Genomic DNA, 17,353 nt, shown 5'->3' on the forward strand with positions numbered 1-17,353 from the left:
AAATCAAGATGATATGAAATTGGTTAAAATTTTACTTCTTTTTATAGCGCTGGCCACAATTGGTTGTGCACAGAAAGAAAATCCTTCATATGCTAAAGATGACTTAGTGCTAATTCCTCAGCCAAAGTCACTAAAACTTAATAACGGAAGCTTCGAAGTGACCAAAAGCACCAAAATTGTCATTCCGCAGGATAGTTTAGCCTCAGTTTCTTCAATTTTGAACGATCTTTTTAAAAAAGCTGCCGGATTTGAGTTGGAAACTTCAGCAGAAGCAACTTCAGAAAATAGTATTCAGCTAAAAATCAATTCAGAAATCGCTAAAGAGGCTTACCAACTTAAAGTAACTTCAGAAAACGTGATTTTAGAGGCAAATTCTAAACTGGGATTTGTATATGGATTAGAAACGATTCGTCAATTACTTCCGAAGGAAATAGAAAGTGGCTCGAAAGTATCGAATATCGACTGGTATATCCCTAATGTTGAAATTAGCGATGCGCCGCAATATTCTTATCGCGGGAATATGCTGGATGTTTCACGTCATTTCTTCGGAAAAGATTACATCAAGAAACATATCGATAGACTAGCGTTTTTAAAACTGAATACGTTTCATTTTCATTTAGTGGACGATCAGGGCTGGAGAATTGAGATCAAAAAATATCCAAAATTAACTGAAGTCGGCGGATTTAGAGTCGACCAGGAAGATAGCCACTGGAACGCGAGAACCAAAAATGATCCTGATGCCGAAGCAACTTTTGGCGGATTTTATACTCAGGAAGATATTAAAGAAATTGTGGCTTACGCTCAGGAAAAAGGAATACGCGTAATCCCAGAGATCGAAATGCCCGCGCATGTGATGAGTGCGATCGCGGCTTATCCATGGTTATCATGCACGGGAGAACCAATTGCGGTTCCTTCAGGCGGAGTTTGGCCAATTACAGATATTTATTGTGCCGGGAAAGAATCGACTTTCGAGTTTTTAGAAGAAGTGCTTACCGAGGTGATGGAATTGTTTCCGGGAGAATATATTCATGTTGGTGGTGACGAAGCAACTAAAACCAATTGGAAAACCTGTCCCGACTGCCAACGCCGAATTAAAGAAGAAGGTCTTGCAGATGCAGATGAGCTACAAAGCTATTTTATGAAGCGTATCGAGAAATTTTTAAATGAAAACAACAGAACGCTGATTGGTTGGGACGAGATCTTAGAAGGTGGTTTACCAGAAGAAGCAACGGTAATGAGCTGGCGTGGTTTTGAAGGAGGATGGGAAGCATCAAAAGAAGGTCACGATGTGATCATGACGCCAACCAGTCATTTGTATTTCGATTATTACCAGGGAAGCCCAGATCACGAGCCGGTGGCTTTTAACGCATTCACTCCGCTAGAGCGAGTTTATGAATTTAGACCAGTTTTAGATTCGATGAGTGCCGAGCAGAAAAAACATGTGCTTGGTGGGCAGGCCAATCTTTGGGCAGAATATGTGCCTACAGAAGAACATTCTGAATATATGTTATTTCCAAGATTAGCGGCTTTGGCTGAAGTGGTTTGGAGTCCTGAAGAACAACTAGACTGGGAAGGTTTTTCAGTAAGAATACGCAGAATGATGGAGCGTTTTGAGGTGATGGGTATTAATTATGCGAAAAGTGCTTATGCAATTCAGCCAGAATCTGATATTGATCTGGGAACCGGAGAAATTACAATCAAATTAAAATCTGAGTTTCCAAATACTGAAATTAGGTATGCCCTAAACGAAGAAGAACTTACTGCCGAATCCAGTCTTTACGAAAGCGAAATAAAAGTAGATACCGATACTAAAATTAAAGCTGCTGTTTTTAGTAATTCTAAAGTTATGGGGCCGGTAATGGATAAAACTTTTCAATTTCACAAAGCTGTTGGAAAACCGGTGACTTACAAATATCCTTTTAATAAAAGTTATGCTTCTACAGGCGAAACAGCGCTTGTAAATGTTTTAAAAGGGAGTAAGTATTTTAAAGATGGCCGCTGGCAGGGATGGATAGGAAATCCTGCGATTGTAACTATCGATTTGGAAGAAACAACGACGGTAAATGAAGTGGTTGTAGGAAGTTTAGAGGAACAGGGAACCGGGATTTATTTTCCGCAGCACTTAAAAGTGGAAGTTTCTAAAGATGGAAAAACCTTTGAAGAAGTAGCTTCCTTAGAAAGAGACTATCAAACCAATCCCGGGGCGAAAATCGAGAATTTTGAGTTGAAATTTGAGACTCAGGAAAATATTCAGTTTGTAAGAGTAAGTATAGAACCATTAGCAAAAACTCCTAATGGAGGCGGTGCGTGGTTGTTTTTAGATGAAATTCAGGTAAAATAATATAGTTTTCTTTGCGACTCTACGTCATTCCGGACCTGATCCGGAATCTCACAGAAATTGTAGTTGAAGTTTCTATGTGAGACCCTGAACCCGCCCGTTGGACGGGCAGGTTCAGGGTGACAAAAGAAATGAGCAGTGAAATACTTTTTTTAAAATATAAAATTCGATGTTTTTAGTAAGAAATATTCTTTCAGTAGTAGTTGTATTAATTGGTGTTCAGATAGCTTCGGCACAAACAGGATTCGATCCGCTTCCTTATGTGAATCCTTTTATAGGAACTTCAAATTATGGGGCTACAAATCCCGGTGCAATTGCGCCAAGAGGTATGGCAAGTGTATCGCCGTTCAACGTTGCCGGGAGAATAGATCTAAATCCGTTAGAGAAAGATAGTCAGTGGTTATCGAATCCATACGTTCACGAAAATCAGTTTTTAACCGGTTTTAGTCATGTAAATATGAGTGGTGTTGGTTGCCCGGAACTTGGCGTGATCATTACCATGCCAACTACGGGAGAATTAGAAACAGATCATATAGAGTACGGAACAACTTATTCTGAAGAAACCGCTGAAGCAGGATATTATTCGGCACAGCTAGATAAATACAATGTAAAAGCTGAGGCCACAGCAAGCACGAGAGCAGGAGTAAGCAGGTATTCGTTTCCGGCAGGAAAATCGAATGTATTACTGAATTTAGGTTTAGGCTTAACCAACGAGCAGGGTGCTATGGTGCATGTGGTTGGGCCAGATGAGATCGAAGGAATGCGAATGGTAGGAAGTTTTTGTTACAATAATGCAGAAGCTGCTTATCCAGTATATTTTGTGGCAAAATTCTCTAAACCAGCCGATGATTTTGGCGTTTGGAAAACACCTTATAAATACGAAGGTTTAGAATCCCAGTGGATGGGATATAATGGGAAAACCCGAATTAAAAAAGGATTTACCAGAGAGGTTGTTGGCGATAGCATTGGTGCGTATATGACATACGATTTTAAAGAACCACAAGAAGTAGAAGTTCAAATTGGGGTGTCTTATGTAAGTATTGAAAATGCTCGTGAAAATTTAGCAAAAGAAGTTGGAGATTCCACTTTTGAAGAAGTGTTGGCGGAAACAAAAAATGCCTGGAAAAAGAAATTGCAGGTTGCTGAAGTTGAAGGTGGAACAAACGATGAGAAAACGATTTTTTATACCGCTTTGTATCATACACAAATACATCCAAATACTTTAAACGATATCAACGGTGAATATCCGGAAATCGCTACAGGGAAAATTGGAAAGACTGAAGGAACTCGTTACACCACTTTTTCATTATGGGATACCTATCGTAATTATCATCAGCTAATGAGTTTGTTGTTTCCAGAAGAGCAGCTGAATATGGTGAGATCGATGTTAGAGATGTATGACGAAAATGGATGGTTGCCAAAGTGGGAGCTAAATTCAACCGAGACTTTTACGATGGTTGGAGATCCTGCGGCGGTAGTTTTAGCCGATACCTATTTACGTGGTTTAACCGATTTTGATGTTGAAAAAGCCTATGAAGCGATGCTGAAAAGTGCATTAGATACCACCGATAATCCGTTGCGACCAGGTTTAAAAGAATATATCGATAATGGTTATCTAGGAGTAGATGGTGAGGTTGAAGGGCCTGTGTCTACCACTCAGGAATATAATATTGCAGATTATGCGATTGCGCAGTTAGCCAAAGAGTTGGGTAAAAAGAAAGATTATAAGCAGTTTTTAAAACGCTCGATGTCGTATAAGAAATTGTATAATCCAGAGACCAAATTTATTCAGCCAAAAAATAGTGATGGAAGTTGGTTCGCTGAATTTGATCCATTAGCCGGAGCTAATTTTGCCCATAATCCTGGTTATATCGAAGGGAATGCATGGCAATACTTGTTTATGGTGCCACATGACGTAGACGGGTTAAAAAAATTAATGGGTGGAAATAACCAATTTGAAGCTCGGTTAGATGAACTTTTTGAAAAAGATCAGTTCGACATGGCTAACGAGCCAGATTTCGCCTACGGCTATCTTTATAATTTTATTCCGGGGAAAGAATACAAGGCTTCAGAAAAAATTCATGAATTGATTAAAACTTATTATAAAAATTCTCCAGACGGAATCCCAGGAAATGATGATACAGGAACTATGAGTGCCTGGATTATATATTCGATGATGGGAATTTACCCAATAACTCCCGCTGAACCCGTTTACACCTTCGTAACTCCAACTTTCGATAAAATTACGCTACACCTTAATAAAGATTTTTATGAGAATGGGGAGCTGATAATTGAAAATAATACTGCTTCAGGAGAGATAGAGGTTCAAATCGACGGTTCGTCTATAAAAAGGCTTTTGTTAAATTTAACAAAAGATAACTTTCCTAAAAAAATAAAGTTTCTTTAATAAATAATGTTATTTTTTTATTTATTGTTTTAAATTAGTTGCAAATTATATTTTTAACTCTAATCGAAAACGATATTTAGGTTTGAATAATGTAATTTCAAATAAATAAATATTGTTTGTTATCTATTTCGTTAAAAATTTTAATTAATCTATTAACTTAAAATTAGCAATATATCATTGCTAGATTATGCACTAATTAAAATTAATTACAAGTATGATTAAAAAAATTATTTTTTCGTTTTTGCTTGTTTTGGGGCTCACTCAAATGGCTTTTGCGCAATCGCAAACAGTTAGCGGAACCATTACAGAAGCAGAAACAGGAATGCCTTTACCGGGGGTTACTGTTATGGAAAAAGGAACATCAAATGGAACTTCTACAGATTTTGATGGTAATTTTTCTTTAAATGTGGGCGATGATGCTACACTAATCCTTTCTATGATTGGATATGTTACTCAGGAGATCCCTGTTACTAGTGGGGAAGTCAATGCAGAAATGGCAACAGATACTGAAGCTTTAGAAGAAGTTGTTGTAACTGCATTAGGTATTAAAAGAGAAAAGAAAGCGATAACCTATTCAGCCCAGAATGTCGAGGTAGATGAACTTTCAGAAGCACGTTCGCTTAACGTTTCAAACTCGTTATCTGGTAAAGTTGCCGGGCTTAACTTCTCTACAACCTCAAATGGTGTAGGTAGTTCTTCTAGAATTACGTTAAGAGGGAATAGATCTTTAACTGGTAATAACCAACCTTTGTACGTAGTAGATGGTGTGCCTATTAGTAATGGTTCTGGTAATCGTAATTCAGACATTGATACTGGTGGAACAACACAGCCTGACGGTATATCAAATATTAATCCCGATGATATTGCAAACATTAGTGTTTTAAAAGGTCCATCTGCTGCGGCACTTTACGGAACACGAGCGAGTAATGGTGTAATTGTAATTACTACTAAATCAGGAAATGGAGCGCAGGGTACCAGTATTACTGTTTCTTCGAACTTCATGGCTTCATCGGCTTATAATTTATTAAATCTACAAAATGAATATGGGCAGGGTACTAATGGCGAATATGTTCCTAACTCAAGTTCAAGCTGGGGTGGAAGGTTAGATGGAAGTCAGGTAGAAGCTTGGCAACTGGTAAGAAATCCGGATTATGAAGGACCCGCAACCTATGCATACGCACCGCAGCCGGATAATGTAATTGACTTTTTTCAAACAGGCTATAATCTAGCAAATACTTTGTCTATTACTACAGGAGCGAATAAAACACAAGCATACTTTTCTTATACAAATACCACTGCAGAAGGTATCGTAGAGGGTAACAAACTTGATAGACATAATGCTAATTTGCGTTTAAATAGTCAGTTAACAGATAGGTTGTCTGTGGATGTTAAAACAAATTATATTGTTCAAGACATCGATAACCTATTAAGAACAGGTGAAGAATCTATAGGTACTTCAGCCTATCTACTGCCGCGAAGTATTGCGCACAGCCAATATGAAGATTTTGAATATCTCGACGCTGAAGGACAATTACAAACTAATTATTTTAGAGATGAAGTTGGTGCTCCGGGTGGTAACCCTTATTGGTCAGCTTTAAGGAATGATGATAGAACAGATAGAAGAAATCGTTTTATTGGTATGGCATCTTTAAAGTATCAATTCACAGATCATTTGAGTTTACAAGTGCGAACTGGTATTGATGATATGAGTAATAAAACTTTTAGAAATAGATATGCAACTAATGCATTTAACAATGATCTTGGGGCATATAATGAATATTATGAGACCGTACGAGAGCTTAACAGTGATGCACTTCTATCATATGATAATACTTTTGGTGACTTCAGCTTAAATATGAATTTAGGAGCCAATATGCTTAAGCAAAGCAATACTTCTTTAAATTCAGGAGGTGTACTTAGTTTACGTAACTTCTTTGCTTTAGCCAACGTAGAGACAATAAGTTCTACTTCTACAAAAAGAGAAAAGCAAATTAACTCGGTTTACGGTTTTGCACAACTAGGATATCAAAGTAAGTTATTCTTAGATGTTACAGCAAGAAACGACTGGTCTTCAACATTACCAGAAGCAAATCGTTCATTCTTTTATCCTTCAATAGGTATTTCTGGTATTGTCTCAGAAATGGTAGAATTGCCAGAATTCTTTACTTATGCAAAAGTTAGGGCTTCTTACGCAGAGGTAGGTAATGATACAGATCCTTACCAATTAAGTCCACAGCTTTCATATATTGGAGGTAACGGTGGTATGCTTTATGCGCAAACTACAGCAGCTAATCCTAACCTAAAGCCAGAGATCTCAAATTCAGTTGAATTTGGTGCAGATGTACGTTTCCTTAGCAATAGATTAGGCGTAGACTTTACATATTTTAAAACCAATACCAAGAATCAAATATTCAGCATTAATACTCCAGAATCTTCAGGATATTCAAATGCAATCGTAAATGGAGGAGAAGTACAAAATAGTGGTATAGAACTTTCTCTTACTGCAACTCCTGTTGAAACTGAAAATTTCTCTTGGGATATTTTAGCAAACTATGCTTCTTATGATTCAGAGATTGTTTCAATTTTTGAAGGAAGAGAGGAGCTTGTTCTTGGTCAGGGACGTTTAGTTAGGAGTAAAGTTGTTGTAGGTGGTCAATATGGGGACTTATATGTACAAGGATTCCAAAGAAATGACGAAGGAGAGGTAATTGTTAATGAAGCAGGTATTCCTTTAGCAACTAACAGTTTTGATGTTTACGGTGGAAACTTTAATCCAGACTGGACCGGTGGTCTTAAAAATGATTTTAGATATAAAGATTTCTCTTTAAGCTTCTTGATTGATATGCGTATAGGCGGTGATGTTATTTCGTATACTCAGGCAAGACAAGCAGGTTTAGGGGTAAATGAAATGACTCTTGCAGGTCGTGAAAATGGTTTTGTAGTTGATGGTGTTGTAGATAATGGCGATGGTACATTCTCACAAAACACAACTAATATTACTGCAGAACAATATTGGACAGCAATCGGGCAGCGTACTCCAGTGGCGGAGCCGTTTATTTTTGATGCGACAAACATTCGTTTAAGAGAATTGGTTTTAGGTTATGCAATGCCAAAACGTTTACTGGAGAATTCTCCTTTTAAAAGTGTGAACTTTTCTTTAGTAGGGCGTAATCTATTCTTTATTCTTAATGAAGCAGAGTATTTTGATCCTGAGCAAGGAGCAGGAACTGGTAACCTTCAAGGGATAGAGTCTTTTAACATCCCTTCGACAAGAGATTACGGAGTTAGTGTGAAATTTGGATTTTAAAAAAAAAAGTAAAATGAAAAAATACTTAAATATTAAAACAGCAGCTGTATCGCTTTTAGTTGGATTGGCTATTGGATGTACAGATGATTTTGATGAGATCAATACAAACGATAATACACTTACAACAGATCAGCTTGATGCAAGTCTTGCGGGACCTGCATTTGCTTCGGCACAGTATGCAGGGATTCACAATGGATCTTATTCTTCTCCTGGTGTAGATGACCAGGGAACTTGGGGGATTGCAACAGGAATCATTTCCTCAACATTTGTACAGTATATGAATACTGGTTTTAGTACCGAGAGAAATGCTTTTGGTGGATACGAGTCGCGAGGATGGTTAAGATTTTATACTGTTGCAGTACCAGCACTGCAAAATGCTATGGAAGCAGCAGAAGGGGATGATGAAGCTCAAGCTATACTTAAGATTTGGAAAGTTTTTATGTACAATCAAATGACAGATCATTACGGTCCTATCCCTTATTCAGAAGCAGGGTCTGGAGCAGAAAGTGTAGCCTATGATCCTCAAAGTGCGATTTATGATGATTTTTTTGTGTTACTTGATGAGGCAGACGCTGTGTTGAGTTCAACTTCCGAGTCTACAGCCGGACTTTTTCAAACTTCAGACCGTATCTATAATGGAGATATCGAGAACTGGAGAATTTTTGGAAATAGCTTGCGCTTAAGACTTGCACTAAGAATATCTGATGTAGATCCCCAAAGAGCACAAACACAAGCAGAGTTAGCAGTAGCAAATGGAGTTATGGAAAGTAATGATGAGAGTGCATTCTTTGCGGTAAGTGATATAACTCCTAATAATCTAAATATGATTGTTAATAGTTGGGGGTATTTTATGACGGCTTCTATGGAAAGTATCTTAAAAGGATACGACGATCCGAGAATGGAAGTTTGGTTTGAGCCAACTGAAGATGGAGAGTTTAGAGGTCAACCTGCAGGAGGCTTAAATGACCAGTTTGGGACTACTGAATTTTCAGCATTTAATGATGATGTTTTAGGTAACGATTACAGAGAAACTAAACCTATCGAAATTTTAATGGCTGCTGAATGTTACTTGAACAGAGCAGAGGGAGCATTGAACGGCTGGAACATGAATGGAGATGCAGAGAGCTTTTACGAGAACGGAATCCGTTTATCAATGAACCAGTGGGATGTTACTGATTCTGCAGCAATAGACTCTTACATCGCAGGAAATTCAACTCCAGTTGTACCTGTAATCACAGAGTTGTATCCTGATTTAGATTTGTATGATACACCTGTAGATCTACCGGTAAGCTGGTCTGCAAATGAAGCAGAGCAGCGCACGCAAATTGCAGTACAAAAATATCTTGCTTTATTCCCTGAATCTTGGGAAACCTGGGCAGATTTGAGAAGAACAGATGAGCAAGTCATCTATCCACTTCTATATACCGATAATCCAGATACCGGAGTAGGAACATCGTTAATGAAACGTGTGATTTATGTAACTAACGAAATCTCCTCTAACGGAGAAGCAGTTAATGAAGCGATCAATCTACTTGGAGGTCCTGATACCGGTGGTACCAGACTTTGGTGGGATGTAGAATAATAAAAAATTAAAACTTTAATCACCTCTTTTTCAATTTACACAATGACATTTTTTAGAATATTATTTATTGCCTGCTTAGTTATAACAACTACTAAAGTTTCTGCCCAACAAAGGGAAGGAAATATTGTTGAATATTTTGGTAAAGAGAAAGTAAACGATGTAAGTGAAGGAGAGGTGATTCATTTATTTAAAGAAGGATTAATTTTAAAAACTACAGGAGTTCCTTTTAGTAATGCTTCTGTAGAATATGATCCTGTTTTTGCAGATTTTTTAAATAATGCTTCTAACTCCGGAATTTCAGAAGGTAAAGAGGTTTATGATAGCTTTCAGGAAAAATCTGTTAAATGGGAAAAAATAACTATTGCTGAGAATGGTGAATTTAATGATCCTTTTTTGAGACGTAATGGTTATTTGTACCTGGAATATACTTCAGAAGAAGAAAAAACGGTTCTTTTTGAAGCTTCTGGGCATACTAAAGCTTTGATAAATGGATTGCCGCACGAAGGCGATCATTACGATTTTGGTTGGAATTTGATTCCTATAACCTTAAAGAATGGCAAAAATACATTTTTACTTTCAGGAGGAAGATTTCCAAGGATAAGAGCTCGATTATTAGAGACGTTTAAACCAGTAGAATTTACCATAAGAGATCTTACCTTGCCAGATTTAATAGCTGAAGGTAGTGAATCACTTTGGGGTGCAATACGAATTATTAATACTGAAGATGAATTTTTTAGGAATGCTTCTATTGAAGTTAAATTGAATGGAAATTCCGAAGTCATCAAAATACCGGCTGTAGCTCCAAAATATGTACGAAAAGTACCTTTTCTTATTCCGAATCCTAAAGATTTAAAAGAAGGAGAATCTGTAACTGCCACACTTTATTTAAAAGCTAAGAATAATAGAATAATTGATACAGCGAGAATTAGTCTAGATGTAAAGTCGGTTTATAAACATCATAAAAATACTTTTTTAAGTGATATAGATCATAGTGTTCAATATTACAGTATAGCACCATCACTAACTAAAAATAAAGAAGATCAAGCTTTATTTTTGTCTGTTCACGGAGCTTCTGTAGAAGCCGTAAACCAGGCCAATGCATATAAACAAAAAGACTGGGGACATGTAGTTGCGCCAACAAACAGAAGGCCATTTGGTTTTGCCTGGGAAGATTGGGGCAGATTAGATGCATTAGAAGTCTTAAAACATGCTTCAGATTTATACAAAACCAATGCACAGCATACTTATTTAACAGGTCATTCTATGGGAGGTCATGGAACCTGGTATTTGGGAGCAACTTATCCAGATAAGTTTGCAGCGATAGCACCAGCTGCTGGTTATCCAGATCTTTTGGAATATAGACATAGTTTTACCAGAAATCTTGATGATGAAATGACACAAACAAGATTTGGTATGAGTTTAGCCGATTTTGAGCAAAAATTAAATCCAATATTAGGTAGCGGCAATAAGGTGCAAATGGATGCTATGATTAGACGTGCCGGAAACACTAGCAGAACTTTAAAATTAAAAGAAAATTACCTGCATTATGGTGTCTATATCCTTCATGGAGATTCAGATAATGTAGTTCCTACCTTTTTAGCGCAAGATATGCGTGAGCGATTAGGTAAATTTCATAATGATTTTGCTTATTATGAGTATCCAGGAGGAGAGCACTGGTTTGGAGATGAAAGTGTAGACTGGCCTCCTATCTTTTATTTCTTTAATAGACGAAAAATAAAAAAGGATCACGAAATCAACAATATTAACTTTACAACAGCTTCACCAGGAGTATCTAAAGGTTCTCATTTTGTTAGTATTCTTCAGCAAGAACAACCATTTGAGATTAGTAATTTCCAATTTGATAGAAATGAAAATGGCTTTGAAATAACAACTACAAACGTCAAGATATTATTAGTAGATCTAGAAGCGATGGCACATGAGAATCTAACCAAAGTTTCTATAGACAAGCAGCCGCTTGAATTAGTTTCTTCTGATAAAATATTCCTTTCAAAAGCTGAAGGGAAATGGCAAATTATTGATCAACCGGCAGCTTCAGAAAAAAGTCCGCTTAGATATGGTGGTTTTAAAGACGCTTTTAGAAATAATATGGTTCTTGTTTTTGCCAGTAAAGGAAGCGATGAAGAAAATGAGTGGTATTATAACCGCGCCAAGTTTGATGCTGAAAAATTTTGGTATCGAGCAAATGGGAATATAGAATTAGTAAAAGATATCAACTTCAAATTGGATGATTTTGAAGGCAAAAATATTATTCTCTATGGAAACAGCTCTAATAACGCGGCTTGGAAGAAGTTACTTAAAGATTCACCAATACAGGTATCTAATGGTAGGATAGAAATTGGGGACGAAAATTTGAAAGGGTCTCAATATGGTACTTATTTTATTTATCCAAATAAAGATAATGCTGCAACAAATATAGGAGTAGTTAGTGCTACGGGTATGGAAGGTATGCATGCTGCTTATGCTAATGATTATCTTGAAAATGGAACTTTTTTTCCGGATGTAATGGTATTTGATGAAACGATGTCTAAAGAAGGTTTGGAAGGTGTAAAATTTAGTGGATTTTTTGGTAATGACTGGTCGATAAAGAATGGAGAGTTCGTTTGGAATAGATAATACTTGTTAGTTAAATAAATTCGATTTGTTTTAGTTGTAAAGCCAGAATGTAATGACGCATTCTGGTTTTTTATTTCTTAAAAAATTAACGATTTCCAGAGTATTATTGCTCTCAATCGTTTTCTTTAAATCGATAGCATATATTTAAAATATAGGTTAATCGATTAAGTAATACGTAAAATTCAATAAAAAAATAAAAATGTTCAATTAGTGTTTAAACTTTATTTAAAATTATATATAAACTTTATTTAAAACTTAAATTTATTATTAAGTTGTTGGTCTATTCATAGTAGTTGTCCGTCGATTTTATTTTAGAAAACTTAACTTATTTATAACATTTAAGATAAAATTAGTAGTCGCACACTACTGATTACGGTACTAACTAAAATTAAATACAAGTATGTTTAAAAAAATTATTTTTTCGTTTCTGCTTGTGATGGGGCTTAATCAAATTGCTGTTGCGCAATCGCAAACAGTAAGTGGGACCATTACAGAGGCAGAAACAGGAATGCCTTTACCAGGGGTTACTGTTATGGAAAAAGGAACATCAAATGGTACTTCTACAGATTTTGATGGTAATTTTTCTTTAGATGTGGGCGATGATGCTACATTGGTCTTGTCTATGATTGGATACGTTACGCAGGAAATTCCTGTAACCGGCGGAGATATTAACGTGGAAATGGCAACAGATACTGAAGCTTTAGATGAAGTTGTTGTAACTGCGCTAGGTATTAAAAGAGAATCGAAGGCACTTACCTATGCTGCGCAAACCCTAGGCTCTGATGAAGTTACTCAGGGTAAGAACGTTAATTTTGCTCAGGGACTAAATGGTAAAGTTGCTGGGGTTGAAATTAGGCAGGGTACTGCAGGTGCTGGTAGTTCGACTAAAATTCAGCTAAGAGGTGCATCAAACATTACTTCATCAAATCAGCCGTTATTTGTTATCGATGGTATACCTATGGCCAACTACCAAACTTCAGATGCCAGTGGTTTTTATGGAGGTCGCGATAGTGGTGATGGATTGTCTAATATTAATCCAGAAGATATCGAAAGTATTACAGTTCTTAGAGGTGCTAACGCTGCTGCACTATACGGTAGCCAGGGAGCAAATGGTGTAATTCTAATCAATACTAAACAGGGAGAAGAGGGTAAAACAAGAATCAATATTAGTTCTACAACTAAGTTTGAAAGCGTTTATGACTATCCAGATCTTCAATTTAGATATGGAGCAACAGATGAGCCTGGTGCAGATTCAAGCTGGGGAGCCCCAGGAGACTACGAAAATCATGTGGACGACTTTTTCGATACCGGGATTACGCTTCAAAATGCAATATCTTTAAGTGGAGGAAATAACAGGACAACGACATATTTTTCTTATGCAAATACCTATGCTACCGGAACGATGCCAACAAACGAGTTTAATAAAAATAACCTAACTTTTAAACAGACTTCGAAATTTTTCGATGATAAGCTTAAAGTTACCTCTAATGTGTTGTTGACAGATCAAAAGGTTGATAATAAAATGTTGAATGGATATTATTTTAATCCATTATTAGGGCTTTATACTTTTCCTAGAGGTTTGGATTTTGATGAATATGCTAATAACTATCAGGTATTGGATCCTCAAAGAAATATTATGACGCAAAACTGGCCAATCTTAGGTAACAGTGAAGCAAATATGAATCCCTATTGGATATTAAACAATACGCCTAACGTTGAAAGAACAAAACGTTTTATTGGAAATGCTTCTATAGAATATACTATTTCTGATGCATTGACTTTAAGTGGTCGTGGTAGTTATGACTTTACTCGTCAAATTTACGAGCAAAAAGCGATGGCAGGAAGTAGTCCTGTGGTAATAAGCGATAATGGTCGTTATGTTTATGAAAATGTGGAAAGCTGGCAAGCATATGCCGACATGATCTTAACTTACGATCAGCAATTTGGTGAAGATTGGGATTTTCATGGTGTCTTAGGTGGGGCTTACCAAAAACGAATTATAGGAGAAGGGATTTCAGTAGATAGTCAAACTTTCGGATTGTATGCTCCTAATATCTTTAATATTCAAAATATTACTGGATTGCAAGCATTTTCAGGTGCTCAGCGAGTAAATTCAAGATTGATTAAGCAATCTGCTTTCGCTAATGCATCTTTGGGGTATAAAGATATGTTATTCTTAGACCTGTCTGCTAGAAACGATTGGGCTTCAACGTTATCATTTACAGAAAATTCTTCGTATTTATATCCTTCAGCAGGACTAACATTTCTGCCAAGTGAAGCATTCGAATTACCGGAGTTTATATCATTTGCGAAATTAAGAGCTTCTTTTGCTCAGGTTGCCAACGAAGTTCCTGCATTTAGAACAAACCCTATCAATACTGCAGCTTATTCCCAAGTGGGTATAAATATGGAATTGCCATTTACCGAGTTGAATCCTGAAATGCAAGACAGTTGGGAGTTCGGTGCAGATTTTAGGTTTTTAGATAGTCGAATTAATTTTAGTGCGACTTACTACCAAATAGACACAAGAGATCAATTTTTACCTATGGATGCTATTCTAGGTACACCATATCAGGTTTATTATGTAAATGCTGGACACGTTCGAAATTATGGAGTAGAAATTACCCTTGGAGCAGATGTGTTCGAAACTGAAGATTTTACATGGAATACAAACTTTAATTTCACACATAATGACAATGAGATTATAGACCTGAATGAAACCTATAATGGCCAGAGAAATAGAATTGTTGGAGGTGGTGGTGAAGGTTACGAGACATTTATTGTCCAAGGAGGTTCATTGGGTGATATTTATGTAAACGCTTACTTAAGAGACGATAGTGGTAATATTATAGTTTCGGAAGATGGTGTTCCTGTTAACGCAACTAGTACTGATGGAATGAAATTAGTTGGTAACGCTAACCCAGATTTTATGCTCGGTTGGAATAATTCTATAAGCTTTAAAAAGATTAATTTGAGCTTTTTAATTGATTCTCGATTTGGAGGAAAGTTTGTCTCACAAACAGAAGCTTACTTAGATGCATTGGGCGCTACAGAAACAACGGCTGCTGCCAGAGACGCAGGAGGTGTTCAAGTTGACGGAGTTTTAAATGACGGTACGCCATTTAGTGGTGTCGTTGATGCAAGAGACTACTTTAGTGGTGTAGGAGGTAGAAATGGTATAAAAGAGCGTTATGTATACGATGCTACGAATATTAGACTTAGACAATTTACATTAGGTTATAATTTCGGTTTTGAAGAAGATAGCTTTGTTAAAAACCTAAATGTTAGTTTAGTAGGAAATAATCTATTCTTCTTTTACAACGAAGCGCCAACAGATCCAGACTTTGCGATTAGTACAGGTAATGGAACTCAAGCGGTGACAAACTTTGGTCCACCGATTACGAGAAACTTTGGTTTAAATCTATCTGCTAACTTCTAATTAAAGAAAAAAGATGAAAAGAATTTTAAATACAATATTAGTCGCAACAACTTCTCTTGTGCTAACGAACTGTACTGATGACTTTGATGAATTCAATACAGATCCTTATGGGATTACAGACGAATCTTTAGAACAGGATGGGAATAACATAGGTGGTTTTGTTAATTCAATGCAACCATACATAAGAACAATTGATGCCGGGCTTCAAGTAGAAGAAAACTTGACGGGAGATGCTTTCTCTCAGTTCTTGGTTCCACCTACACCTTTCGTATCAAACAGGAATAATGTTACTTACAACTTTACCTGGTATGATAGGCAGATGAGTCTTAAATATAACAACATTATGGCCTACATGGGTAGGTTCGAAATAAATAATGTAGACGAAAATTATCCAGATTTTTATGCCTGGGGACTTATTCATAAAGTATTTGCAATGCATAAAGTCACCGATAATTATGGTCCTATAATGTACAGTCAATACGGTTCTTCTACTAATTTCGTTCCTTATGATAGCCAGGAGCAGGTTTATACTCAATTTTTTGCTGAATTAGATCAAGCAGTATCAACATTAGCTGACTATGCAGATAGTGAAGATTTTGTACAATTTGATAATTCAAGTTTTGGCGGTAATGTATCTCAGTGGATTAGAGCTGCTAATTCATTAAGATTGCGATTGGCCATGAGGATTGTAAAAGTTGATCCTAGTCTTGCACAACAAGAGGCAGAAAAGGCAATCGCTAATCCTTATGGAGTAATGGAGAGTAATGAAGACAATTTAAGAATGTCTCTTTTAGGAAATATGCACCCTCTATGGATGTTCAGCAATAGTTGGCAAGATACAAGAATGTCTGCTACTATGGAGTCTATTTTAGGAGGCTATGAAGATCCCCGTTTACCTGTATATTTTCAACCAGCGACAGATGAAGATGTAGCCGGAGAGTTTAAGGGAATTAGACAGGGTATTGAGATTTCATCTAAGAATACCTATGTAAATTTTTCAGCTATCGGAACTATGTTTAGTTCAGCTACAGATGTTAAGATCATGACCGCCTCAGAAGTTGCTTTCTTAAGAGCAGAAGGAGCTTTAAGAGGCTGGAATATGGGAGGTTCAGCTGAAGATTTCTATGCTCAGGGTGTGCAACTTAGTTTCGATGAATTTAATACTGCTGGCGCTAGTGATTATCTAGCTGATGCTACCAGTACTTTTGCAGATTATACAGATCCTAAAAATCCTGAAAACAGTTTTTCTGGGTCCAGTGATGTAACTATCGCCTGGGATGATGCTGCTTCTAACGAGCTTAAATTGGAAAAAATTATCACCCAAAAATGGATTTCTTTGTTCCCTAACGGTCAGGAAGCCTGGTCTGAATTTAGAAGAACAGGATATCCAAGGTTAATACCTGTTGTGGTGAACTATAGTGGTGGTTTGATTGATACCGAAGAATTTGTTAGAAGAACACCTTTCCCTTCGGAAGAATACAATATACACAATGAAGGAGTACAAACCGGTGTTGAACTTCTTGGTGGTCCAGATAATGGAGGTACCAGAGTTTGGTGGGATACCGGAGCGAGCAACTTCTAAAAATAAAACAACCGTTTCGATTGTTTCTGTTTAGTTAGGTGAAAACTGGTTGGTGAATAACCAA

7 protein-coding genes are annotated in these 17,353 nt (G+C 36.8%); all 7 read left to right on the forward strand.

All coding sequences use genetic code 11. The annotated features are described in order from the left end of the window. Positions 1-13 precede the first annotated feature (13 nt). The 7 genes from BM201_RS04925 to BM201_RS04955 all read left to right on the forward strand — a co-directional run bounded on the left by BM201_RS04925 (position 14) and on the right by BM201_RS04955 (position 17,289). Positions 14-2,341, forward strand: coding sequence for a glycoside hydrolase family 20 protein (locus BM201_RS04925; RefSeq protein WP_092540238.1), 2,328 nt, complete (start codon positions 14-16; stop codon positions 2,339-2,341). Between the two features lie 166 nt (positions 2,342-2,507). Next, entirely contained in the window at positions 2,508-4,745 is a 2,238-nt protein-coding gene (locus tag BM201_RS04930) for a GH92 family glycosyl hydrolase (RefSeq protein WP_092540239.1), read from the forward strand. Positions 4,746-4,959: 214 nt separating this feature from the next. Continuing rightward, the gene (locus tag BM201_RS04935) at positions 4,960-8,052 is read left to right on the forward strand and encodes a SusC/RagA family TonB-linked outer membrane protein (protein ID WP_092540240.1); all 3,093 of its coding nucleotides are present in this window, start codon (positions 4,960-4,962) and stop codon (positions 8,050-8,052) included. A gap of 13 nt (positions 8,053-8,065) precedes the next feature. Next, positions 8,066-9,634 (forward strand): SusD/RagB family nutrient-binding outer membrane lipoprotein, encoded by a 1,569-nt coding sequence (locus BM201_RS04940; protein WP_092540657.1) that lies wholly within the window; start codon positions 8,066-8,068, stop codon positions 9,632-9,634. A gap of 42 nt (positions 9,635-9,676) precedes the next feature. Further along, a complete protein-coding gene (locus BM201_RS04945; RefSeq protein ID WP_092540241.1) occupies positions 9,677-12,268 on the forward strand; it encodes a prolyl oligopeptidase family serine peptidase in 2,592 nt (863 codons plus the stop codon). 400 nt (positions 12,269-12,668) lie between these two features. Then, complete coding sequence (locus tag BM201_RS04950) at positions 12,669-15,707, forward strand: SusC/RagA family TonB-linked outer membrane protein (RefSeq protein WP_092540242.1); 3,039 nt, start codon at positions 12,669-12,671, stop codon at positions 15,705-15,707. A 13-nt stretch (positions 15,708-15,720) separates the two neighbouring features. Beyond that, entirely contained in the window at positions 15,721-17,289 is a 1,569-nt protein-coding gene (locus BM201_RS04955; RefSeq protein WP_092540243.1) for a RagB/SusD family nutrient uptake outer membrane protein, read from the forward strand. Positions 17,290-17,353: the final 64 nt, after the last annotated feature.

It is taken from the genome of Zunongwangia mangrovi, assembly GCF_900112105.1.
Classification (GTDB): Bacteria; Bacteroidota; Bacteroidia; order Flavobacteriales; family Flavobacteriaceae; genus Zunongwangia; species Zunongwangia mangrovi.